Raw genomic sequence first — 19,851 nt, 5'->3', positions numbered from 1 at the left:
CATTATCTAGAAATATCTTGAGACGTCCAAGTATTTTCTTTATTACTGGACTCTTATTAGAGAGTAAAACTAAGCCTGAGATAGGGCTTAAATATTAATATACGAGGGGGATTACGAAATGAAAAGGTACATAAAAGAACCTGGTGGTTCAAAGATGATTTCTGATCCAGGCACAGGAATATAAAAAAGAGAGCATAACGCTCTCTTTTTTTGTTGATAAAATTTGTTGTTTTTTACCATTGTGATTGGAAATGTTTTCTACTACAATCGACTCATAATAGCTCGTTATGATTTTTCAGGAACTTTGCATATAAAACGAGTTGTTTACAGAATTGCTCTCGTTGAGATTCATCTAGGCCTGCGAAAACCGTTTGAATCTCATTGAGAGCATTTGCTATATTTTTCTCGTTTAGTGTAGTTGTTCTGCCCATTAAAGCATCAACAGATACACCTAGATATGATGCAATACGATCCAAAGTGTCGAGATCAGGCTGATTATAGTTGATTTCTAAATTGCCAACCTGGCTACGACTTAATTGCACTTTTTCACCGAGCTCGGATTGAATAAGGGAACGACTTGCTCTAAATTTTTTTAAATTTTCTCCAAATGTATTCATAGTTTTAGTATAAATACATGAGAATTTTTAGACTATATATGTCATGAATTTTGTCCGTATAATAATAAATGTCACGCTAATTGATAATGCTATTGGGAAATTATAGAACAAATGTTCTTTTGGTGGTAAAATATTCTTAATGAAAAAATAGACTTTTTGAAAAAAACTTTCTCAACATGATTTCAGCATAATAGGAACGAACATTCTAAATCTTATGATAAACTTAATTTAATGAAAAAAAGGAATAAAAAAGACCCACGGTGTTATAGATGTAAGGCCGCACATCTATAACATTTCACCCTAGCATAGATAGGGAAAAGTTTCCATGAGTCATTACATAGTATATCACACTTCGTAAGCGTACAAAGAATTATGGTTCATTTTCCTATTGAGAAATAAGGGATGTGTTTTGGGTTCTGATTTAGGAGGGAATTTTATAATGAAGAGCTTTATCAAGAACTTACAAGAACATATTAATTATGTTAAGTTGGACGTTGGTGCATTAGCTGAAAAAGCAGATATTGATAGAACTAATCTTAATAGGGTATTAAATGGGAAAATTAAAGAAATGAAGTTAGAGTCATTCTTATTAATGGCTCCCGACTTGTATCCAAACTGGACGGAGCGTAGAAAGAAAATTAGAGAATTTATATTGGCTTGTGAGAGTGATCTAAACGTAAAAAAGGGACTGTCCTATTGTCAAACAATTGGTGAGTATCAATTAATGAAAAAGTTAATTAAAAAACATATTAACAATGATAAGAAAGAGAAAATAAACAAGTATCTACATTTGTATGATTTATATAATCAAAGAAATTTGAGCAAATTAGAAGGAGAAGGATTACAACGGAAATTAGATGAACTATCCCACTCTAAAAATGTTGACTATCAAATAATAGTAGACATGTTACATGGATTTGCGCTATATGATAGTAGTAATTTCATGGCTATGGTCCCGTATTCTAAAAAGATTGATCAAAATTTACCACTCGTAGAAAACGCATTTATAAAAAAACATTTGGACTTACAACATAATGATCGAAAAGCTCATATTAACTTGTTTAGCAATAAAATAAAAGAATGCAGGGACATTTGTAATAGTATAATAAGATCCGCTCCGGAAGATTCGGTTATAAAGGCTAAAGCGTTGAGTTGCTTAGGGGAGTCTTTTATATTTGAAAATCCTTTTCAGGCGGAAACGTACTTTTTGGAAAGTCTAAAGTTAATAAAAAAATTAGGCATTACTACTTATAGTAAAATGTATCGATCAGTTCATAGCACATTAGCTTTTTTACGAATTGAGTATGGAATAAATGTAGATAAAATAGATTGGGATTTCGTAGGAGAAGCGGAAAAAGCTTTCTTTGATGCTAAATTTGGTTCAGGAGTTAAAGCTAAATCTTATTTTGAAAACTTAAAAAAACAAGGGGAAAATTTATCCGCATTTAAATTATATTATTTATTTTTTGTAGATAGAAATGATATAATGGTTCTCAAAGAAGCTTTAGAAAAATTCGCTAATAATGGGAATGTATTCTATTCAAATTTGGTGACACGTCTTTTAATTAAAGAGGGAGTGAAATAGGTTGAAAAAAATTATTTTTACAATGGTATGTGTTTTGGGATTACTAGGAGCAGTTGAACAAAATAAAGCTACTTCACAAGCACATTCAAGTAAATTAGAAACTACATATCTAATGGTTGATCCAGGAACTCATTAGAAATTTATAAATTATTTTTCAAGACGCTACTACTAAGTAGCGTCTTGAGTGCTTTTTAAGGGGTATGCATTTTTGAGAAACGTTACAAAAATGCACAGTTTGTTAAAAGAATCACATATTAATTGGGATGGAGGAGTTCGTATTGTTAATAAGTGGCGAAGAAAAAATAAAATCAATGATTAAATATTTATTAGGGGATAAAGTCTCAGAAAATGATACTCTTCATGCTTTGAAAGAAATACATAAACAAGGATTCATTACTGACAATGAATTAAGCGAAGTCATGCAGCGAATGGAACCAAAAAAAGGACTAGCCTCATGCTAATCCTTTTTTTCTTGTTTTAACATTCTTTGGATAGCTACTTCTAAAAGCGCTTTGACACTTTCAATTTCTTCAGGAGACAGCTTTCTTCCATCCCAATGTAATTCATCACTTTCAAATATTTCTTTTATATTATTGCTGCTTTTAATGGAATTATCGCTTTTCCCGAATAAGTAATCAATGGGAACATTGAAGAAATCAGCTAATTTTTCAATGTTCTCGCGTGAGGGGATTTTTGTCCCTTTTTCATATTTGGAAATAGTTTGCTTGCTGACACCAATATTTTCACCTATTTTTTCTTGTGTTAGTTTTCGTTCTTTTCTTAAGTCGAATATTCTCTCCCCTATGATATTCATCTATAACATCCTTTCGTGCTACTTGTAAAAAGTATCTAGTTTAAATGTAACAACGAGTAGCCCTAATGGCAACGTAAAAATAAAAAATAAATTTTAAAAAATAAAAAGTTGCCTTTAGGGCTACTTTTGGTTATACTAAGTTTAGAAGTTGAAGGTGGTGACTTAAAATGCTAAATACACAACGAATTAAATCTCTAAGACAAAAAAATGGTTATTCTTTAGAATACGTTTCAAAGGCTTTAGGTCTGAAATTTAAACGTTCTTATCATAATGTTGAAAAAGGAGAATCAGGATTATCGGTAGAGAAATTAAAAAAACTTTCGGAACTTTATGGTGTATCGATTAGTGATTTGATAAAGTGAGAGAGATTTTTTTTACAATCTAAGTCGCCCTAAGGGTTATAGTTGAGGGCGACGCTATAAGATAGTATATCCATATTTGAACTTAAAAAATGATTGGAGTGAAAAAACATGTACCAAATTAAACAACTACCGTTTTCACTGAAAGCGGAGGATGTACAGGAATTCTTAAATATTTCTCGATCAGCCGCATACGCACTTATGAAGAGAAAGGACTTCCCAACAATCGTAATTGGAAAAAGCAAACGTGTTAAAGCGGAAGACTTTCTTAAATGGGTAGAAGCGCAAAAGGTGGGAACAAATGCTAGTTAAAACAGAATTTCAGGTATTTAACAAAATTATCGTTTGATAAATAAGGAGGTGATTTAGTGGAAGATACAACATCGTTAGTAGTATTCGCAATGTTTATCGCATGCAGTGTATTGTTGCTTTACATTACTTACGAACCGATAAAACGATGGGCTTGGAGTGATGTGAAACTAAATAAAAAGACCCATGGCAGTGGGTCCTTTCGAAAAAACAAGTTGCTATAAGTATACCACGGAAAGTAGGGAAATAGTACATGCATTCAATTGAATATCAAGTGCTATTACCTAAAAAGTTTTGGGACTTAGCAAAAAGTAAAGATGAATTAAAACAAATGATTGAACAGTATTTCAAAGTTGGTTATCCGCATTATGAAATTCAACGAATTATTAAAAGTGGACAAGCATATGTGGTGGTTTGTACAAGGAGGTAAATAAATTGTCAGAAGTTAAATGGATCAAGTTAACTACAAACATGTTTGAAGATGAAAAAATCAAATTAATTGAAAGTATGCCTGAAGCGGACACTTTACTCATTATTTGGATTAAATTACTTGCTCAAGCTGGAAAAACGAACGCTAATGGATACATCTTTTTAAATGAAAACATTCCTTATACAGAAGAAATGCTAGCTACTATTTTTAATAGACCATTGCAAACCGTACGTTATGCTCTACAAACGTTTAAGCAATTTGGGATGATCGAGATTGATGATAAACAATTCATTAGCATATCGAATTGGGGTAAGCATCAGAGTTTAACAGGTCTAGATAAGATTCGAGAAGATACAAAAAAACGTGTAGCGGCACATCGAGAACGAAAAAAACAAGCGCTGTTAACTGGCGGTAACGATTGTAACGTTACAGGTAACAGCAATGAAACGGACAAAGAAGAAGAATTAGAAAAAGAATTAGAAAAAGATATTAATAAATATATTGTCGAGATAGTAACCTATCTCAACCAAACTTGTAATACTTCGTATCGAGTATCAACCAAGAAAACTAGAGATTTAATTAAAGCTCGGTTTAATCAAGGTTTTAATATAGATGATTTCAAAAAAGTAATTGATATCAAAGCCTCACATTGGATTGAAAATGAAGAATACAACCAATACTTAAGACCTTCTACTTTATTTGGGAATAAATTTGAAGAGTATTTAAATCAACAACCTAAAAAAGGAGTGAAAAAACGTGTCGGAATCAATCGGAAGAGTGATGACTCGGATAGTGAATACATCGGCTTGTAGTGAAGAAACAGAAGGGTATACATGCGAACACTGTAATAAATATATCGCGGCAATAACTGTAGAAGTTCCGCAGTTACGTATTAAAAACAAAATACTGCCTACATGTGAGTGTGTTGTAGAACGTGAAGAAGCAAAAATACGTGAAGCTCAAAACTTTGCAAAGAAACGAGAAATAGAAAAGTTGTTCAGCATCAGTAATTTAGGAGAAAGGTTCTCAAAAAGCACATTTGAATCGTTTTTAGATAGGAATGGGTCAGAGACAGCTTATAAAGTCGCAGTGAAATACGTGAAGACATTTAAAGAATGGAACGGAGAATCGTTAATGCTTTGGGGAGATCCTGGTAATGGCAAAACACACCTAGCGGCCGCGATTGTAAATGAGCTTTCTAAAAAAGGATACATTGTCGTATTTCAAAGTGTTCCAGAGTTATTACAACGTATTCGCAGTACGTTCAATAGTGAAAATAAGGAAAACGAAACGCAAATCATGAGAGCACTTTTAGAATGCGATTTACTTATATTAGATGATATTGGAGCAGAAAAAACTACGGAATGGGTAGAAGAAAAATTATTCAATATCATTGATGGTCGGTATAGAAAAGAACTTCCTACTTTATATACGAGTAATTTGGAACCAAAAGAGCTGAAAAATCAAGTTGGAAAACGTTCATATGACCGAATGGTTGAAACAAGTCTAACTGTAAAAAATGAAGCGGCTAGTTATAGAAGAGAGATAGCAAAGCAACGTTTACAAAGGTTTATCGAAGTATAAAAGGAGGAAATAAAAATGTGCGTATTATGTCATGATACAGGGATTATTCGTAAAGAAACTTATCCGGGTGTAATTGAAACGAACGGTTGTAATTGTGAAGTGGCAAAGCGACAGCAAGCGGAAAACGATAAGCGTTGGAATGCGTACTTAATTAAATTCGAGTCAATGAAACAAGAGTTGAAACAGAATCAACAACAAAAAGTTAGCTAAAAAGAAAAAGGGGGATTTCAGTCGTATGAAGCCTACGAAAGTTGAAATCGATGTTACTGATAATAAAATTTATGTGGTCAAGAATGGTGAGGTTACGCCACTGAATCCTCCAGTAACAGGATTTGGGGAACAAGTAATCACTTGGCAAGGTGGGAAAGTTGATCGTGTATCAACTACCATCACAGAAAAAATAAAATAACTGGGGATGCGATTATGAAGCAATTAACTATTGATGATGTTATAGGGAGTTTCAACTATAACGCGATAAGCACCAGTGAAAAGTTTTTGAATCCAAGTTTTGAAGTGCATTTTTACGATAAAGAGGAACGGCAAAAAATGGATTGTTTTGATGCTAAGACTGAAACCGAAGCTTGGAATGCAACTTTAGAAGAGCACGGGAAAGATATTCAGAAGATTAGGATAACTCATTCAAATCGTACTAGAGCAGAATTTTTAGCGCTAGATTAGGAGGAAAAGTGATGGCTTTCAATCGTTGGTTAACTGATGAGGAATATCAGCAAGCTGAATCAAACGGCATAAGTAGAAGAGTTCTTTACATGAGAATGTACAGATACGGTTGGGAACTACAAGAAGCATTGACCACACCACCAAGAACATATTGGCATATGAGCGAAGGGAAAAGCAATAAGTGGTTGGAATTGGCAACGGAAAACGGAATCAATTCAAGTACTTTTTATAGCAGGGTAAATAATGGTTGGGATCCTAAAGATGCAGCAAGTATTCCAACGCGTAAACAAATTGACAGGAAGGGACTTGTTAAGATTGCCGAATCCAATGGCATCAGTGTAAGTACTTTCAGATCTAGATTGAGTTATGGATGGGAACCCATAAAAGCAGCTACAACACCAGCTAAGTCTAAAAATAAAAACATTAGTTAAAGGGAGTAGATGAAAATGAAAGCTATGGAAAACGGTGTATATGTAACAACTAAATTAGTTAGTGAATCTAAGGGAGGACAAGCTGTAATGAATATTAATCAAATCTGTGAATTAGATCAATATCAGGAAGCAACATTACGTACATGGAATGCAAATAACGATTTCGGTGGACGAGTTTTAAATGCAGCATTAGGACTTACTGGAGAAGCTGGTGAGGTTGCTGATATCGTAAAAAAAGCCATCTTTCATGGTCATGGATTTGATCCAGCTCATTGTCCAGGGGAAGAGAACGGGAATACACATAAGTTGGCGTTGGAGTTGGGGGACATCATGTACTATATCTCCATTATGGCCCACGAAATGGGATATACCCTAGAAGATATTGCTCAAATGAATATATCTAAATTAGCCAAAAGATATCCAGACGGTTTTAGTAGAGAAGCTAGTCAAGCACGTATTGATGTAAAGTAAGACAAAATTTGAATTTTATATGATATAGCTGAAATTCAAATTTACTTATGCTAATTCGAAGCTGGAAAATACAAATGAATTTTGAGAGAATCTGAGGTTGGGTAAGAAAAAAATATGTAAATCTTACTTGGTTTTTGACATCAGCATAAGGCTCTTGAAATTTTTAACAAATTGTTATGGCCTACCTTCAAACAAATTTCAGTAGGATAAATTGCTAAAGAGGACTTATATAAGGTGAAAATACTAAGAAAATTGAGTGAGTAAAACCATTCTGGTATGAATTAGTGGATGTATGAAACTTATTTGAGGAATTAAAGTGTATAAAAGTAATATCACCTTGTGGGATATTACTTTTATACGGTTGCTATTGGCCTTTGACACGTTTGATTAATGAAGATTGTATTTCATCTTTAGGCACCATAACCTCAATGATACGAGGGCAGTTAGTGGGACGAATAAAATTGTTTAAAGCTGCATATAAATCCGATTGGTTATAACATCGAGTGCTTATGGCACCTAATGATTTCGTAAGGTTAGCAAAATGAACTCCTTTTTCATATTTGCTACCTACAGATTTCCCAAACCCTAAATACATGGCTTTATCTACCATATCTAATTGTTCATTGTTAAAAATAATGATTAACAAATCTACGCCCATGTTAACGGCGGTTGATATTTCCATACCATGCATCAACATACAGCCATCTCCAGTTAAACACAATATGTTTTTGTCAGGGGATGCTAATTTAGCACCTAGTGCAAGTGGAAGGGCGTTGCCCATGGCTCCAAACACGTCATCAAAAAAGAACGTTCCTGGCGTATTTATTGGATAATTTTCTATTGCATAATAGCTGTGTATACCACAATCGCCAAAAATAATTGTATCATTTTTTACGGTCTCGTGTATAAGTTTTATAGCTAAAGATGCAGACCACTTGTCTGACGGTATTTGAGGTTGAGTTAAGCTTTTTAATAAAGGAAATGTACTATTATTTTTGGTAGGAATTAGTTGTAAAAGGGAAGTTAAATTTTTTTTAATATCTCCAATAACGGGCAAAGTAGGGACGGGTAAACTCTTCCCAATAATAGAGGAATCCCAATCAAATTGTATTACTTGTTTTGGGTAGTATTTAGGATTTAAATCTGGTAAGGACATATCAGTTAATTTTGTTCCTATTACAATTAATAAATCGATTCCGCTTTCAAAATACTCTTCTGCTACGGCATTGCCTCCTAAGCCGTAGGGGCCGAGGGATAAAGGGTGTGATGTGACAAAGGTTCCTTTCCCGCCAGGAGTAGTTGCTACAGGAATATTAAAGAGTTCAGAAAAATCCTTTAGTTCTGAGTAAGCTTTAGCAGAATGGATTCCTTTTCCAGCTAGTAAAACAGGACGTTTAGCATTTTTTAAATAATTAATAGCGGAATGAATATTTGAACTGGTTGGTATATCAATAGCTGTTAAAATTGGTTCAGTTGGCTCTATTTCTTCAAATAAAATATCAGAAGGAATATTAAGATGAACTGGACCACGAGGTGGAGTTAAAGCCATACGGATTGCATGATGGAGATAAGTTTGAACTTGATTAAGGTTATATATAGAATCGCTAAATTTAGTGACAGGTCTAAACATTGCTACTAAATCAGTACCAAAAGTAGAAGAATCTTGAGAATAAGGCTTGCCATTATTTTTAGCAGAAGGATGACCAGTAATGAACAGAACAGGTGCTGAAAAGGCTTTAGCTTGCCCGGCTGCCGTTAGCATGTTAGTTCCGCCAGGACCAGATGTTCCCAAGGCAACGCCTAATTTGTTATTTAAAAGCGTATAGCCTGTGGCAGCGAACCCAGCACCAGCTTCATGGCGTGTTAAAATAAATTTTAAATCTAGTTTATCTGTAGCCATAAGAAGTGGATAAATGGATTTCCCAGGGATACCAAATATATATTCTACTCCTAGATCTTTAATGGTTTGTATAATAAATTCTGATACATTCAAAATAAATTCACTATCCTCTCATTTTTAGGGTTAACAATGTAACCATTTTTCTATGTTAATCATTTACTGTTATAAGCTATGCTAGTCCTCTAAAAATGATTGGGCTATAGCACAGGGTGTTAACTTTAAGAGAAAATTATTAGGGAAAGGGTTATAACGATGCCTATAAAAAAAACTAGATTATATGTGCTAGATAATGGGGAATTAATGATAGACAAAAATGTTTTTTTGAAAAATGGTAATGTTACTTGTACAAGCGATAAGGAATCAAGATTTATGAAAATTCCTATTTATACTGTATTTATTGATCACCCAGAGGGGAAAATTCTTTTTGATACATCTTGTTATCCTCAAAAGGACCTAGAGTTACTACAAGAAGGGCTTCCATATAGTACCTGTAATAAGGAGAAATCGAATTATATTATCGAAAGGTTAGAGTATTTAGGTGTTAGTCCAAAAGATATTCAATATGTTGTAATCTCTCATTTGCATTTTGATCATGCTGGATGTCTTGAAATATTTCCTAATGCCCGGATTATCGTTCACGAAGATGAACTGTTCTACACATTAAAACACTTTCAGTTGAAGACGCTCCCTTTGGGATATGTAGAAAAGGATGTTGCTAAATGGTTACGTATGAATCTGCATTGGAAAACCGTTAAGAGACATGAGAAAAAAATTATGCTTGTTGAGGGGGTTGAGATTTTAAATTTTGGTAGTGGTCATACATGGGGGGTGTTAGGTATGCGCATAAACCTACAAAATACAGGGATCATTATTTTGGTTTCGGATGCTGTCTATTCTAGAGAGCATTATATATTACCGATACAACTTCCAAGTGAAGATGCTATATATGATTTAAAGGGGTATTTAGAAACTATTAAAGAAATTAGAAATTATGCGAGAGAAGGTCAAGTTCAAATATGGTTTGGTCATGATAATATTCAATTTCAATCACTAATAAAGTCTACAGAAGGGTATTATGAGTAGTTATATAAGTCTTCTGTAGATAGAGTCAAGTAATAACACTTTAGAGAATTCTGTATGAATTTAACAAAATAATCCTTTTAAAATAAAAAAGAAAAAAGCAACTTGTATTGGGGACAAGTCACTTTTTTCGAATGGCAATGTTACATTCATTATAACAAGACAGATGTAGCAGCTAAACAAATAAAAATCACAAATTTTAGACAAAATTCGAGATTACAAATGAATATAGTCCGGCTAGAAAACTAGAGGACACCAATTCACTAAAGCAGCAATTCAAGCTGTTTAAGGGATAGGTGTCCTTTTTATTTTAAACAAGGGAGATGGGGAAATGAAGGTGCTAAAGGATCAGCTACGCGAGTGGAAAAAACAATCAAAAAAAGTAAAGAAGAAAAATAAGAAAAAACAAAAAGAGAAATTAAGCACACGCGACATTGAGGATTTAATGGGAATTCATGGTCCGCGTTATGAACGAAGACGTGGGGCAGTTAGACAAAAATAAACAATGGAGGAATTTAATATGAATAAACAACTATCATTTAAGATGCCAATTGTGGATGGAAAAAGAACAAAACAAGAAATCGAAAAAGTATTTAATGAGTATCGTAGATATTTAGCAACTATGCCATGTGATATGCTGCCAAAAGTGACAGCGTCGTATTCTATTGTTCCTCCATCGAATACAAATGAGTTTAATAGTTCGACTGAAAATATTGCAATAGAAAGAATAGAGTATGAACAAGAACGAAATAAATTTATGAGTTGGTTGTATGACGGTGTGAATCGTCTAAGAGATGATGAACGTGAAGTAATTGTGAAATTTTATATGGAACATGATTCTGGATATGATCAAGATATCTGGATGGATTTAGGCATAGGTAAAACAAAATATTATAAGTTAAAAGGACGAGCGATATTGCGTTTAGCTTTCAATCTAAAGAAAGAGGTGTTTCAAAAAACGCGTAAACAAAAAGAGGGGCAAAGTATATGAATATTGTACAGCCGATTCGAGATAAAGAAATAATACAAGAAATAAAAGAGTTTTATAAGGAACAGAATGAGAGGAACTACATTCTGTTTCTTCTTGGTATTAATACAGGGTTCAGAATATCGGATATTTTACGTTTACGTGTTCGTGATGTAGAAGGCTGGAATATTGTGATACGCGAAAAGAAAACAAGGAAGATCAAAGATGTGAAGATGCCTTCAGAGCTGAAGAGAGCCATCAGAAATTATACTGAAGGAAAGCCAAAAAATGAATACCTGATTAAGAGTAGAAACGGAAAAAATAAACCGATTACTCGTGCAATGGCATATGTAATATTGAATCAAGCTGCAGAAGAGTTTGGGTTGGAACGTATCGGTACTCATTCACTTAGAAAGACATATGGTTATCACCATTACAAACAATTTAAAGATGTGGTTGCCTTGCAAAAAATGTTAAATCATACAGATCAGAAAGAAACATTGAGATACATTGGAATGGAGCAAGATACATTAAATGATTACCAAAGGAAGTTTAGAATCTAGCTCCTTTATTTTTTTGTCACTTATTGAATTAGCTTTAAACTGAAAGTGTCAAATTCATTTTTATAAAATGCGGAAGAGATTGGTATATCTAAGGTTAAACGGAATAGGTGAATTTAACACAATCTAGTTTATAGCTAATTCATTTCCAAGGATTAAAGATCATATTTATTCAAAACTATACGAAAAGAGGCTGAAAAACGATGTGAAAAAATACAGAAATAAAAAACGCGAACTATCTGCGGACTATTTGCGAACTATTTGCGAACGATTTACGGACACGTTTTGTTTTTTAACATGATATATTTGTATTGTGAGAAGTGGCGGAAAACACAACTCACAATGTTCCTTTATAAACTATATGTTGTCTAAACGATTTCGTAATGATGGCACATAAAATCCGAAACCAGCAGATGGTAATGATTGAATGGTACCGTTATTAGGGAGAGCTTTTGCTCTTCTTCCAGTTACTTAATAATGTTGGCTCAGATGAGTGTAATAACATTAGGTAATTGGGAAAAGAATAAAACTTCACGTACCGTAATCGAAATACAAATTAATAATTAAGAGAAAAGCGCCCATTCGGGTGCTTTTTATTTTGGAGGAGGATGAAGGATGAAATTTAAAACGCAATTAGAATGTATGGACAATGAGTGTCGCACCGTGATGTTTGGACATTTTTTAGATGGGATGAGATGTGTCAAATGTGGCGGACCAGCAACACCTAAACCTTATAATCCGGTTAAGAAGCGAACTGATCAAAGTACAACTAGTGAATTAGCAATTCAGGTGAATGTTGATACGACTGAAGCATTGAAACAAATGAAGGAAGTAACTGAGGCTGCTAATGAATGTGTGGTTGCATTGGAGAAGTTGGAGAAGTTAACAAATAAGTTTTCTGGTTTTCCTCAGACAAGGATTAATGTTAATGCTGACTCAATTGTAAAACGTATTAATAGTGATACATCAGGCATTAGAATTTAAAGCATGCTTAAACCAATAGCGATTAAGGAGTGAAGATAGATGGACAGCGTTTTAAACGGTAAGATTGCTGCACTTGGTCTTATGCCTATTGATAAGAAAGCATATATCAAATATCTTAAACCACTTGAAAAAGCACACGAAAAGTCAGGAATAGACGTTAAGTATTACAAGCTGTATGGCGAGAAACCTATGTTTTATTCTGTGGAATATCTCATGCAAACATCAATAAAAGAATTACTGGAAAAAGATAAATGGAGAAAGGATTTAAGTGTAAGGGGTGAGATAGATGTGTGAGGTGCGTACAGAAATTAAATATTATAACACTTCTAGATGTTTAGTTTGTGGTCATCAAGATAAAGTGTATCGTACGTCTAAAGAAGAATATCAAGAAGTAACTGTTTGTCCGAAATGTAACGGTGCTTTTGTAGATATGTGGAAGTTAGGGAAGTACAAACAATCTAACGAGACTGTAGAACCTTTATTAACAATTACATTAACAGATATAGATGCTAAGCCGATAGTTCATTACAAAGGAAAACAGATTGATAGAAAGTTACGTGTTGCATTTGATTGGGAATCACAATCGATTGATAAGATTAATCGGACATACATTCATATTGAACATGTACCAGTTGATAATAAGCAATTCAATACTGAAGTCATTCAGCACAATCATCCTATTGTGGAAGATCAAGTGGAACTTTATCGTTTATGAAAGAATACAAAACTAAACAACAGAAGCGTAAGTTCTATGACAGTGGTGAGTGGAAGAGTATACGTGAACAAGTAAAGAAGCGTGACAACTATGAATGCCAAGAGTGTAAGCGTAATGGTAGTGTTCGTGTGGACACCAATGAATACAGTGAGAGTGCAAAGCGTAAGAAGATACAGCTTGTTGTCCATCATGTAAAAGAACTAGAATATTATCCAGAACTTGCATTAGAAATAGATAACTTAGAAACAGTCTGTGTGGATTGTCATAATAAAGAACACGGTAGAGTGTTCATTAAGAAGGTAAACAAATGGCAAGACGATGAGAGGTGGTAACGTTGGATACTTATGAACAAGATGTAGCTCTATTAGTTAAAGCTTATAGACTTGAAGGTTATGTCATTACAAATGAACAGGCTGAAGATATTTGGTCAGAGTATTCGAATGAGTTATATGCTTCTTGGATGATGATGGATAATAAAACGGATGGTTTATATGAAACAACTAAAAAGATTGCTGAGAAATTAAAAATAATACCCCCCCTTAAATAATTTCAACAAAAATTGCTCTAAGGGGCACCGGAGGAGGGGGTTAACTGTCAGTTTTTTTTCGAAAATACGCGCGTAAGGGGGGTGGGTAGATGGCTGTTAGTATTGTAAGGTTAAAGGAACAGTTAATGAATAGTATTGATACGACAGATTTAGTTGAAGTTGAAAAGGTGGAACGCTATATTGATCTAGTTAAAGCATTTCGAAAAATTAATAAAACGATAACGAAAGAAGGGGAATCCGTAACAATCAAAAATGGAACTCAAGTTTTCGTTAAGGCCCACCCTCTTATAAGTGAGAGGAATAAAATTAACAGTTCTTTAATTGCGTTAGGGAGAGATATAAAGTTTGTTGTTAAAAATACTATCCCTGATACAGGATATAACAAAAGTGATCTTACATGATTAAGCAAAAATATGTAGAAGAATATATTGAACTTTATCGAAGTGGGAAAGTGAAGTTCAATAAAGAAAGAGAACTGTTAATTGGATATCTAGAAAAATACGTTTTAAATAGAGACGATTTGTATTTTGATGATGAAATGATTGAGGATTGTATTAACTTCGGTGAGAAGTGGTATTTTCCGATGCAACCATTTCAAAAATTCTTAATAGCATTCGTCTTTTTGTTTTATAAGAAAAATGGACGTGTATTTTATCGTAAATTCCTATGGATGTTAGGGCGTGGCGGCGGTAAAAATGGTCTGATTTCTGTTATTATTCATTTTTTAATTAGTGAATTACATGGCATTCCAGAGTATAACATTTCAGTTGTTGCGAATAGTGAAGAACAGGCGAAAACAAGCCCTGATGAAGTTCATAAATGTGTGAAGAAGAATGAGGTCTTGAAAAGAGCCTTTAAAACAACGTTAACTCAAACGGTTTCAAAGGCTACTGAAAGTGTACTGAAGTTTAGGACTTCAAACGGTGATACAAAAGATGGTTTGCGTGATGGTGCGGTTGTATTTGATGAAATACATCAATACGAAAGTAATAAAGATGTCCGCGTTCATATCAGTGGTTTAGGGAAAAAGAAAAACCCACGTGAATTTTACATTGGTACAGATGGATATGTTCGTGACGGTTTCTTAGATAAGCAAAAAGAAAAGGCAATGAAGGTATTGAACGGTGAAGCACGTCCGAATGCTGTCTTTCCTTTTATCTGTAAATTGAATGATGAAACTGAAGTGGATGATATTGATAATTGGGAACTTGCTAATCCTATGTTATCTAAACCATTGAGCGAATATGCTGAGGGGTTACTTGAAACTATAAAAGAAGAATACGAAGATTTAGAAGATGACCCAAGTAATAGAGAAGAGTTCATGACAAAACGAATGAATTTACCTGTTACAGATTTAGAAAGGTCAGTTGCAAAATGGGAAGAGATTGCAGCAACTAATCGTGAATTGCCAGATTTACGAGGTCATGAATGTATTGGCGCGCTTGATTATGCAAGTATTCGTGATTTCGCATCATGTGGATTACTTTTTAGAAGTAAGGGTGATTATTTATGGAAATCTCATTCGTATGCTAGAAAGGAATTCGTTGATAAATATTATAGTTATTCGAAAAAACAGGATGCTGAAATAGCTGGTAAGAAGAAGTTTGCACCAATTCGAGAATGGGAAGAGCAAGATCTTCTGACAGTTGTGGAAGGCGAAACAATTGATCCAAATACTATCGTTGCTTGGTTTGTTGAAATGCGAAACTATTATGATATCAAAAAAATCATAATGGATAATTATCGTGCAGATTTATTAAGAACACTTTTTGAGGACGCTGGATTTGAAGTTGAAGTAATTAGAAATCCGAGAGCTATTCATGGTTTGCTTGCTCCTAGAATTGAAGTTGCATTCGCACATCGTCAAATTGTATTTGGTGATAATCCGTTAATGCGTTGGTATACCAATAATGTACTCGTTGTTATTAAAAAAGATGGAAATAAAATGTATGAAAAGAAAGAACCAGTTCGCAGAAAAACAGATGGATTCCAGGCGTTTGTACATGCTATGTATCGAGCGGATGAGGTAAGAGAAACAGATGTTGGCGCAGCGCTAGACTTGCTGAATGCATTAAACTTTTAAGAAAGGGGTGAGGGGAAATATGAGTTGGTTGTCGGATGTACTTGGTAAAAATCAAGAGATTAATACGATGCTAAATGATTTTGATTTCTTTGGTATTGAAACGAATCAAAGAGCGTATTTAAAAAAAGTAGCTTTAGAAACTTGTATTAATTTTATTGCTCGAACCGTTTCGCTGTCTGAATTTCGGATGATGAAAAAGGATACACGTCAATATAATGATTGGCATTACTTACTGAACATTAGACCGAATACAGATCAAAGTGCCGCTGACTTTTGGCAAGATTTTGTGTATAAATTGATTCTTGATAATGAAGTGTTGGCAATTCTTACAGATCAAAATGATTTACTCATTGCTGATCATTTTGACCGTGTTGAATATGCAGTATACCCTGATGTATTTAAAAATGTAACCGTAAAGGATTACACGTTTCAAAGGTCATTTCAAATGGACGAGGTTATCTACATTACTTATAACAATGAAGAATTGACAAAATTCATGAGTGGAATATTTAAAGATTATACTCAACTTTTTAGTCGTATGATTGAGACAAATATGTTTTCTAATCAAATACGTGCAACCGCTGAGATGGAATCTGCACAGAATTTGGAAGGGGAAAACCTTACTAAATTACAAAGCTTTATGGATAAATTGTTTGGGGCGTTTCGGAAAAATGCTTTTGCAATTGTTCCAAAGATAAAGGGTTTTAATTATACGGAAATTGCCGATGGTTCAAATAATGGAAGGTCTGTAGAGGAACTATCTAAATTAAAAAAAGATTTAATAGATCATGTGGCTAATATTTTAGGTATTCCTACGGCATTAGTTCGTGGCGATATGGGAGATTACGAAACATCAATTAAAGCGTATATAAAGTTTTGTATTAGTCCTCTGATTAAAAAGATTGAAGATGAATTAAATGCGAAATTAATTGAAAAAAAGAATTTCCTATCAGGAGAAAAAATTGAAGTAACAGGCGTGAAAGAGAAAGATATTATAGATCATGCTGAGGCTGTTGATAAATTAGTAGCCAGTGGTGCATTCACTAGAAATGAGGTGAGGAAGTTGTTTGGTGCTGAACGCTCTAATAATCCAGAACTAGACGAATTTGTAATTACGAAGAATTATCAATCTGCAAATTCAATTGAAGGAGGTGATAAGTATGAAAAATAAAATACAACATATTCCTTATCAGTTTTCTAATGCAGTTAATCCAGAAAATGATGAGCACGAAATGGTGTTATCAGGTTATATCGGTAGTAGCAGTTGGTGGTACGATGCTATCAGTGCTGAAAGTGTAAGAAGCGCTTTGAAAGAAGTTAGAGCATCTACAGTTAAAATTAAACTAAACAGTGGTGGTGGCGATGCTGATCAAGGTGTTGAGATTTATAATTACTTAAAGGACTTAGATAAAAAAGTCATTGTGGAAGTTACATCACTAGCAGCTTCTGCTGCATCGATTATTGCAATGGCTGCTGACGAGATTGTTATGCGCACAGGCTCACGGATGATGATTCATGAAGCGTCAACAATAGCTTATGGAAACAAGCAGGATATTCAAAAAACATTGAATGCACTCGAAGCGTATGATGAGTCGATAGTTTCAATTTATCAGCAAAAAACAGGTAAAAGTCGCGAAGAGATTACAGATTTATTAGAAGCTGAAACGTGGTTTACTGCTGAACAAGCAGTACAAGAAGGTTTTGCTGACAAAGTAGAATTTGATAATCGAGAAAGTGATAGTGGTATCACTGATGAACAGTTGGAACAGATTATTAATAGGGTAACGAATAACTTACAACAAAATATGAATTTATCAAATAAACCTAATCCAGAACCACCACATTTACAAGTGGAGGGCAATCAAAAACGGAAAAGGTTTTTTTAATTCTCAAAAATTAGGAGGAAATAATTATGGTTATGAAAATTAAAGGTACAATGGAAAACTTTGAAGCGAAAAAACAAGCATATATGAATCTGGTGAAAGCGGAAGATACAAAAATGGAGGATTTATCTGCTGCATTTGATGATATGTTTGATACTCTTGTAACGGATTTATCAGAAAAGATTTCAGCACAAGCACGTATCGAAGCGCAAGACGCTCAAATTTTGACGTCACGTGGACAAAACGTTTTAACGTCTGAAGAACGTAAATTCTTTAATGCAGTTGTACAAGATGGGGGATTTAAGGATGATTCAATTCTTCCATATACTACACAAGAACGTGTATTTGAAGATTTAGTAACTGAACATCCATTACTTGAAGCAATTGGAATGCAAGATTTAGGAGCAGTAACGAAGTTTATTTATTCTGACGCAACAAAAGCGTATGCATGGGGAGAATTATTCGGTGATATTAGAGGGCAAATAAATGCAGCCTTTAGAGAAGAACAAATTGGACAACTTAAATTAACTGCATTTAGTGCTATTCCAAATGACATGCTTGAATTAGGGCCAGTATGGGTAGAGCGTTACGTTCGAACATTATTAGTAGAAAGTTATTCTGTTGGTTTAGAGTTTGGCTTTGTAAATGGTGGCGGATCAGTAGCGCATCAACCTGTAGGTTTAATGAAAGATGTAAATGCAACTACAGGTGCGGTTACTGATAAAAAATCATCCGGCACACTAACATTTGCTCCTTCTGAAAATGGTGAAGTAATTGCTGGTGAGCTTTATGAAGTAGTAAAAGCTTTATCTGTTGATGGGAAAGGAAAATCCCGTAAAGTGTTAAATAAAATTGTGATGGTTGTCAATCCTGTAGATGCAATTGGTGTGCAAGCGCGTAACACAATTCAAACGGCTAATGGCCAATGGGTAATGGCATTACCTTATAACATTCAAACTGTTGAATCTGAAGAAGTTCCAGTTGGAAAAGCATTATTCTTTGTGAAAGGACAATATATCGCAGCGATAGCAGGTGGATACAAACTTAAAAAGTTTGACCAAACATTAGCGATTGAAGATGCTACGCTTTATACAATCAAACAGTTTGCTAATGGTAAACCAAAAGATAATAAAGCAGCTCTTGTTTATGATTTGAAAATTTCTTTTACACCACCAACTCCACCAGCAACTAAATAAGGAATGATGTGAATGGATAAGGTAATTTCAAATGAAATATTACAGCAATTCAAAGATAGGATGCGATTAGGTGATGATGAAGATACAAACCTAAGACGCATCCTACTTGCATCCAATAAAGATTTAACTAGGGTTTGTGGTAATTATGATCTTAATATTGACGAGGTGTTCAAGGAATTAGTCTTTGAACGCTCTCGTTATGTTTATAACGATGCCTTAGAGTATTTTGATAAGAATTTTTTAAGCCAGATTAATAGTTTAAGCATTGGAAAAGCTTTAGAAGAAATTAAGTTGGACGGTGAGTAATATGCGTCCTTTTCAGTATAAAAAACCGCTGAATACAGGTGATTTCAGGAATCGAATTAGCATTGAGCAACCTGTAGTAATAAAAGATGAATTAAATCAAGTAATCGAAACATCTTGGCAAGAATTAAAGAAAGCCTGGTCAATGATAAAAACGATGAAAGGTTCCGAGTACATTGAAGCTTCAGCTTCACAAGCTACACGGGTTTATCGTTTTGTGATTCCTTATACTTCTGATATTACAGAAGAAATGCGAATCAATATGAAAGGCCGTATCTTTGATATTATCGAACCGCCAATGAATGATGATGAAATGTATCAAACATTGACTATTATCGCAAAGGAGCATGTTTAA

General features: G+C 34.0%; 33 protein-coding genes. 30 read left to right on the top strand and 3 right to left on the bottom strand.

Annotated elements, in window-relative coordinates:
• Positions 1 to 272: 272 nt before the first annotated feature.
• The gene (locus MR168_RS19510; protein ID WP_086412546.1) at positions 273 to 617 is read right to left on the bottom strand and encodes a helix-turn-helix domain-containing protein; all 345 of its coding nucleotides are present in this window, start codon (positions 615 to 617) and stop codon (positions 273 to 275) included.
• A 439-nt stretch (positions 618 to 1,056) separates the two neighbouring features.
• Between MR168_RS19510 and MR168_RS19505 the strand changes: the two genes are divergently transcribed.
• The 3 genes from MR168_RS19505 (at position 1,057) to MR168_RS19495 (ending at position 2,663) form a co-directional block, all read left to right on the top strand.
• Positions 1,057 to 2,202: an AimR family lysis-lysogeny pheromone receptor gene (locus MR168_RS19505; RefSeq protein ID WP_086412545.1), complete on the top strand. Its 1,146-nt coding sequence runs from the start codon at positions 1,057 to 1,059 to the stop codon at positions 2,200 to 2,202.
• A gap of 22 nt (positions 2,203 to 2,224) precedes the next feature.
• On the top strand, positions 2,225 to 2,338 hold the full coding sequence (locus tag MR168_RS19500; protein WP_242291454.1) for an ABC transporter ATP-binding protein: 114 nt from the start codon (positions 2,225 to 2,227) through the stop codon (positions 2,336 to 2,338).
• Positions 2,339 to 2,480: 142 nt separating this feature from the next.
• The gene (locus MR168_RS19495; protein ID WP_086391638.1) at positions 2,481 to 2,663 is read left to right on the top strand and encodes a hypothetical protein; all 183 of its coding nucleotides are present in this window, start codon (positions 2,481 to 2,483) and stop codon (positions 2,661 to 2,663) included.
• Here MR168_RS19495 and MR168_RS19490 read toward each other — a convergent pair.
• Complete coding sequence (locus MR168_RS19490) at positions 2,660 to 3,016, bottom strand: helix-turn-helix domain-containing protein (protein WP_016125848.1); 357 nt, start codon at positions 3,014 to 3,016, stop codon at positions 2,660 to 2,662. The genes MR168_RS19495 and MR168_RS19490 overlap by 4 nt on opposite strands.
• A gap of 167 nt (positions 3,017 to 3,183) precedes the next feature.
• On the opposite strand from MR168_RS19490, the gene MR168_RS19485 reads away from it, so the two are divergent.
• From MR168_RS19485 to MR168_RS19435, 11 genes are all read left to right on the top strand, one after another.
• Positions 3,184 to 3,378 (top strand): helix-turn-helix domain-containing protein, encoded by a 195-nt coding sequence (locus tag MR168_RS19485; protein WP_000935436.1) that lies wholly within the window; start codon positions 3,184 to 3,186, stop codon positions 3,376 to 3,378.
• A gap of 108 nt (positions 3,379 to 3,486) precedes the next feature.
• Complete coding sequence (locus tag MR168_RS19480; RefSeq protein WP_000284333.1) at positions 3,487 to 3,687, top strand: helix-turn-helix domain-containing protein; 201 nt, start codon at positions 3,487 to 3,489, stop codon at positions 3,685 to 3,687.
• 56 nt (positions 3,688 to 3,743) lie between these two features.
• Positions 3,744 to 3,908: a hypothetical protein gene (locus MR168_RS19475; RefSeq protein WP_086391639.1), complete on the top strand. Its 165-nt coding sequence runs from the start codon at positions 3,744 to 3,746 to the stop codon at positions 3,906 to 3,908.
• A gap of 29 nt (positions 3,909 to 3,937) precedes the next feature.
• Positions 3,938 to 4,114: a hypothetical protein gene (locus MR168_RS19470; protein WP_086412543.1), complete on the top strand. Its 177-nt coding sequence runs from the start codon at positions 3,938 to 3,940 to the stop codon at positions 4,112 to 4,114.
• A 5-nt stretch (positions 4,115 to 4,119) separates the two neighbouring features.
• Positions 4,120 to 4,926 carry a phage replisome organizer N-terminal domain-containing protein gene (locus tag MR168_RS19465; protein ID WP_086412542.1) on the top strand — a complete coding sequence of 269 codons (807 nt, stop codon included), beginning with the start codon at positions 4,120 to 4,122 and terminating at the stop codon, positions 4,924 to 4,926.
• The gene (locus MR168_RS19460; RefSeq protein WP_086391642.1) at positions 4,895 to 5,698 is read left to right on the top strand and encodes an ATP-binding protein; all 804 of its coding nucleotides are present in this window, start codon (positions 4,895 to 4,897) and stop codon (positions 5,696 to 5,698) included. Before MR168_RS19465 ends, MR168_RS19460 begins: the two co-directional genes overlap by 32 nt.
• Positions 5,699 to 5,713: 15 nt before the next feature.
• On the top strand, positions 5,714 to 5,908 hold the full coding sequence (locus MR168_RS19455) for a hypothetical protein (protein WP_086391643.1): 195 nt from the start codon (positions 5,714 to 5,716) through the stop codon (positions 5,906 to 5,908).
• Between the two features lie 25 nt (positions 5,909 to 5,933).
• Entirely contained in the window at positions 5,934 to 6,107 is a 174-nt protein-coding gene (locus tag MR168_RS19450) for a DUF3954 domain-containing protein (RefSeq protein WP_000805174.1), read from the top strand.
• Positions 6,108 to 6,121: 14 nt separating this feature from the next.
• A complete protein-coding gene (locus tag MR168_RS19445) occupies positions 6,122 to 6,376 on the top strand; it encodes a hypothetical protein (RefSeq protein ID WP_086412541.1) in 255 nt (84 codons plus the stop codon).
• A gap of 11 nt (positions 6,377 to 6,387) precedes the next feature.
• Entirely contained in the window at positions 6,388 to 6,807 is a 420-nt protein-coding gene (locus MR168_RS19440; RefSeq protein ID WP_086391645.1) for a hypothetical protein, read from the top strand.
• Positions 6,808 to 6,822: 15 nt separating this feature from the next.
• A complete protein-coding gene (locus tag MR168_RS19435; RefSeq protein WP_086391646.1) occupies positions 6,823 to 7,278 on the top strand; it encodes a nucleoside triphosphate pyrophosphohydrolase family protein in 456 nt (151 codons plus the stop codon).
• A gap of 364 nt (positions 7,279 to 7,642) precedes the next feature.
• Here the strand turns inward: MR168_RS19435 and MR168_RS19430 are convergent, their stop codons facing one another.
• Positions 7,643 to 9,271 carry a thiamine pyrophosphate-binding protein gene (locus MR168_RS19430; RefSeq protein WP_153579219.1) on the bottom strand — a complete coding sequence of 543 codons (1,629 nt, stop codon included), beginning with the start codon at positions 9,269 to 9,271 and terminating at the stop codon, positions 7,643 to 7,645.
• A gap of 159 nt (positions 9,272 to 9,430) precedes the next feature.
• Between MR168_RS19430 and MR168_RS19425 the strand changes: the two genes are divergently transcribed.
• The 16 genes from MR168_RS19425 to MR168_RS19350 all read left to right on the top strand — a co-directional run bounded on the left by MR168_RS19425 (position 9,431) and on the right by MR168_RS19350 (position 19,851).
• Positions 9,431 to 10,261, top strand: coding sequence for an N-acyl homoserine lactonase family protein (locus tag MR168_RS19425; RefSeq protein ID WP_199663783.1), 831 nt, complete (start codon positions 9,431 to 9,433; stop codon positions 10,259 to 10,261).
• Positions 10,262 to 10,589: 328 nt separating this feature from the next.
• Positions 10,590 to 10,760: a hypothetical protein gene (locus MR168_RS19420; protein WP_000866143.1), complete on the top strand. Its 171-nt coding sequence runs from the start codon at positions 10,590 to 10,592 to the stop codon at positions 10,758 to 10,760.
• 18 nt (positions 10,761 to 10,778) lie between these two features.
• Positions 10,779 to 11,249 (top strand): ArpU family phage packaging/lysis transcriptional regulator, encoded by a 471-nt coding sequence (locus tag MR168_RS19415; RefSeq protein ID WP_001041469.1) that lies wholly within the window; start codon positions 10,779 to 10,781, stop codon positions 11,247 to 11,249.
• Positions 11,246 to 11,788 (top strand): tyrosine-type recombinase/integrase, encoded by a 543-nt coding sequence (locus MR168_RS19410; RefSeq protein ID WP_001028515.1) that lies wholly within the window; start codon positions 11,246 to 11,248, stop codon positions 11,786 to 11,788. Before MR168_RS19415 ends, MR168_RS19410 begins: the two co-directional genes overlap by 4 nt.
• Positions 11,789 to 12,427: 639 nt before the next feature.
• Positions 12,428 to 12,769 carry a hypothetical protein gene (locus tag MR168_RS19405; protein WP_236093373.1) on the top strand — a complete coding sequence of 114 codons (342 nt, stop codon included), beginning with the start codon at positions 12,428 to 12,430 and terminating at the stop codon, positions 12,767 to 12,769.
• A gap of 39 nt (positions 12,770 to 12,808) precedes the next feature.
• Positions 12,809 to 13,063 carry a hydrolase gene (locus MR168_RS19400; protein ID WP_086411948.1) on the top strand — a complete coding sequence of 85 codons (255 nt, stop codon included), beginning with the start codon at positions 12,809 to 12,811 and terminating at the stop codon, positions 13,061 to 13,063.
• Positions 13,056 to 13,484 carry a hypothetical protein gene (locus tag MR168_RS19395; RefSeq protein ID WP_086411949.1) on the top strand — a complete coding sequence of 143 codons (429 nt, stop codon included), beginning with the start codon at positions 13,056 to 13,058 and terminating at the stop codon, positions 13,482 to 13,484. The genes MR168_RS19400 and MR168_RS19395 overlap by 8 nt, the downstream gene beginning before the upstream one ends.
• Positions 13,481 to 13,816 carry an HNH endonuclease gene (locus MR168_RS19390; protein WP_086411950.1) on the top strand — a complete coding sequence of 112 codons (336 nt, stop codon included), beginning with the start codon at positions 13,481 to 13,483 and terminating at the stop codon, positions 13,814 to 13,816. The genes MR168_RS19395 and MR168_RS19390 overlap by 4 nt, the downstream gene beginning before the upstream one ends.
• 2 nt (positions 13,817 to 13,818) lie before the next feature.
• Complete coding sequence (locus tag MR168_RS19385; protein WP_086411951.1) at positions 13,819 to 14,031, top strand: hypothetical protein; 213 nt, start codon at positions 13,819 to 13,821, stop codon at positions 14,029 to 14,031.
• Positions 14,032 to 14,120: 89 nt separating this feature from the next.
• Entirely contained in the window at positions 14,121 to 14,432 is a 312-nt protein-coding gene (locus MR168_RS19380; protein ID WP_016125621.1) for a P27 family phage terminase small subunit, read from the top strand.
• Positions 14,429 to 16,114: a terminase large subunit domain-containing protein gene (locus MR168_RS19375; RefSeq protein WP_000595321.1), complete on the top strand. Its 1,686-nt coding sequence runs from the start codon at positions 14,429 to 14,431 to the stop codon at positions 16,112 to 16,114. Before MR168_RS19380 ends, MR168_RS19375 begins: the two co-directional genes overlap by 4 nt.
• A gap of 19 nt (positions 16,115 to 16,133) precedes the next feature.
• Positions 16,134 to 17,285 carry a phage portal protein gene (locus MR168_RS19370; protein WP_242291453.1) on the top strand — a complete coding sequence of 384 codons (1,152 nt, stop codon included), beginning with the start codon at positions 16,134 to 16,136 and terminating at the stop codon, positions 17,283 to 17,285.
• Complete coding sequence (locus tag MR168_RS19365; protein ID WP_000791073.1) at positions 17,275 to 18,000, top strand: head maturation protease, ClpP-related; 726 nt, start codon at positions 17,275 to 17,277, stop codon at positions 17,998 to 18,000. The genes MR168_RS19370 and MR168_RS19365 overlap by 11 nt, the downstream gene beginning before the upstream one ends.
• A gap of 32 nt (positions 18,001 to 18,032) precedes the next feature.
• Positions 18,033 to 19,193 (top strand): phage major capsid protein, encoded by a 1,161-nt coding sequence (locus MR168_RS19360; RefSeq protein WP_371404327.1) that lies wholly within the window; start codon positions 18,033 to 18,035, stop codon positions 19,191 to 19,193.
• Between the two features lie 12 nt (positions 19,194 to 19,205).
• Positions 19,206 to 19,499 (top strand): hypothetical protein, encoded by a 294-nt coding sequence (locus MR168_RS19355; RefSeq protein WP_078188133.1) that lies wholly within the window; start codon positions 19,206 to 19,208, stop codon positions 19,497 to 19,499.
• A 1-nt stretch (position 19,500) separates the two neighbouring features.
• Positions 19,501 to 19,851 (top strand): phage head closure protein, encoded by a 351-nt coding sequence (locus MR168_RS19350; RefSeq protein WP_001247297.1) that lies wholly within the window; start codon positions 19,501 to 19,503, stop codon positions 19,849 to 19,851.

Source organism: Bacillus cereus group sp. BfR-BA-01356, from assembly GCF_022663635.1.
Taxonomy (GTDB): Bacteria; Bacillota; Bacilli; order Bacillales; family Bacillaceae_G; genus Bacillus_A; species Bacillus_A cereus.
The sequence above is the reverse complement of the archived record's forward strand: the minus strand, read 5'-3'. Positions and strand labels throughout refer to the sequence as shown.

What these genes read in the sequence shown, in the direction of transcription:
- MR168_RS19510 (WP_086412546.1), bottom strand. Translation starts at nt 617, where the DNA reads ATGAATACATTTGGAGAAAATTTAAAAAAATTTAGAGCAAGTCGTTCC.
- MR168_RS19505 (WP_086412545.1), top strand. Translation starts at nt 1,057, where the DNA reads ATGAAGAGCTTTATCAAGAACTTACAAGAACATATTAATTATGTTAAG.
- MR168_RS19500 (WP_242291454.1), top strand. Translation starts at nt 2,225, where the DNA reads ATGGTATGTGTTTTGGGATTACTAGGAGCAGTTGAACAAAATAAAGCT.
- MR168_RS19490 (WP_016125848.1), bottom strand. Translation starts at nt 3,016, where the DNA reads ATGAATATCATAGGGGAGAGAATATTCGACTTAAGAAAAGAACGAAAA.
- MR168_RS19485 (WP_000935436.1), top strand. Translation starts at nt 3,184, where the DNA reads ATGCTAAATACACAACGAATTAAATCTCTAAGACAAAAAAATGGTTAT.
- MR168_RS19480 (WP_000284333.1), top strand. Translation starts at nt 3,487, where the DNA reads ATGTACCAAATTAAACAACTACCGTTTTCACTGAAAGCGGAGGATGTA.
- MR168_RS19470 (WP_086412543.1), top strand. Translation starts at nt 3,938, where the DNA reads ATGCATTCAATTGAATATCAAGTGCTATTACCTAAAAAGTTTTGGGAC.
- MR168_RS19460 (WP_086391642.1), top strand. Translation starts at nt 4,895, where the DNA reads ATGACTCGGATAGTGAATACATCGGCTTGTAGTGAAGAAACAGAAGGG.
- MR168_RS19455 (WP_086391643.1), top strand. Translation starts at nt 5,714, where the DNA reads ATGTGCGTATTATGTCATGATACAGGGATTATTCGTAAAGAAACTTAT.
- MR168_RS19450 (WP_000805174.1), top strand. Translation starts at nt 5,934, where the DNA reads ATGAAGCCTACGAAAGTTGAAATCGATGTTACTGATAATAAAATTTAT.
- MR168_RS19445 (WP_086412541.1), top strand. Translation starts at nt 6,122, where the DNA reads ATGAAGCAATTAACTATTGATGATGTTATAGGGAGTTTCAACTATAAC.
- MR168_RS19440 (WP_086391645.1), top strand. Translation starts at nt 6,388, where the DNA reads ATGGCTTTCAATCGTTGGTTAACTGATGAGGAATATCAGCAAGCTGAA.
- MR168_RS19435 (WP_086391646.1), top strand. Translation starts at nt 6,823, where the DNA reads ATGAAAGCTATGGAAAACGGTGTATATGTAACAACTAAATTAGTTAGT.
- MR168_RS19425 (WP_199663783.1), top strand. Translation starts at nt 9,431, where the DNA reads ATGCCTATAAAAAAAACTAGATTATATGTGCTAGATAATGGGGAATTA.
- MR168_RS19420 (WP_000866143.1), top strand. Translation starts at nt 10,590, where the DNA reads ATGAAGGTGCTAAAGGATCAGCTACGCGAGTGGAAAAAACAATCAAAA.
- MR168_RS19415 (WP_001041469.1), top strand. Translation starts at nt 10,779, where the DNA reads ATGAATAAACAACTATCATTTAAGATGCCAATTGTGGATGGAAAAAGA.
- MR168_RS19410 (WP_001028515.1), top strand. Translation starts at nt 11,246, where the DNA reads ATGAATATTGTACAGCCGATTCGAGATAAAGAAATAATACAAGAAATA.
- MR168_RS19405 (WP_236093373.1), top strand. Translation starts at nt 12,428, where the DNA reads ATGGACAATGAGTGTCGCACCGTGATGTTTGGACATTTTTTAGATGGG.
- MR168_RS19400 (WP_086411948.1), top strand. Translation starts at nt 12,809, where the DNA reads ATGGACAGCGTTTTAAACGGTAAGATTGCTGCACTTGGTCTTATGCCT.
- MR168_RS19395 (WP_086411949.1), top strand. Translation starts at nt 13,056, where the DNA reads ATGTGTGAGGTGCGTACAGAAATTAAATATTATAACACTTCTAGATGT.
- MR168_RS19390 (WP_086411950.1), top strand. Translation starts at nt 13,481, where the DNA reads ATGAAAGAATACAAAACTAAACAACAGAAGCGTAAGTTCTATGACAGT.
- MR168_RS19380 (WP_016125621.1), top strand. Translation starts at nt 14,121, where the DNA reads ATGGCTGTTAGTATTGTAAGGTTAAAGGAACAGTTAATGAATAGTATT.
- MR168_RS19375 (WP_000595321.1), top strand. Translation starts at nt 14,429, where the DNA reads ATGATTAAGCAAAAATATGTAGAAGAATATATTGAACTTTATCGAAGT.
- MR168_RS19370 (WP_242291453.1), top strand. Translation starts at nt 16,134, where the DNA reads ATGAGTTGGTTGTCGGATGTACTTGGTAAAAATCAAGAGATTAATACG.
- MR168_RS19365 (WP_000791073.1), top strand. Translation starts at nt 17,275, where the DNA reads ATGAAAAATAAAATACAACATATTCCTTATCAGTTTTCTAATGCAGTT.
- MR168_RS19360 (WP_371404327.1), top strand. Translation starts at nt 18,033, where the DNA reads ATGAAAATTAAAGGTACAATGGAAAACTTTGAAGCGAAAAAACAAGCA.
- MR168_RS19355 (WP_078188133.1), top strand. Translation starts at nt 19,206, where the DNA reads ATGGATAAGGTAATTTCAAATGAAATATTACAGCAATTCAAAGATAGG.
- MR168_RS19350 (WP_001247297.1), top strand. Translation starts at nt 19,501, where the DNA reads ATGCGTCCTTTTCAGTATAAAAAACCGCTGAATACAGGTGATTTCAGG.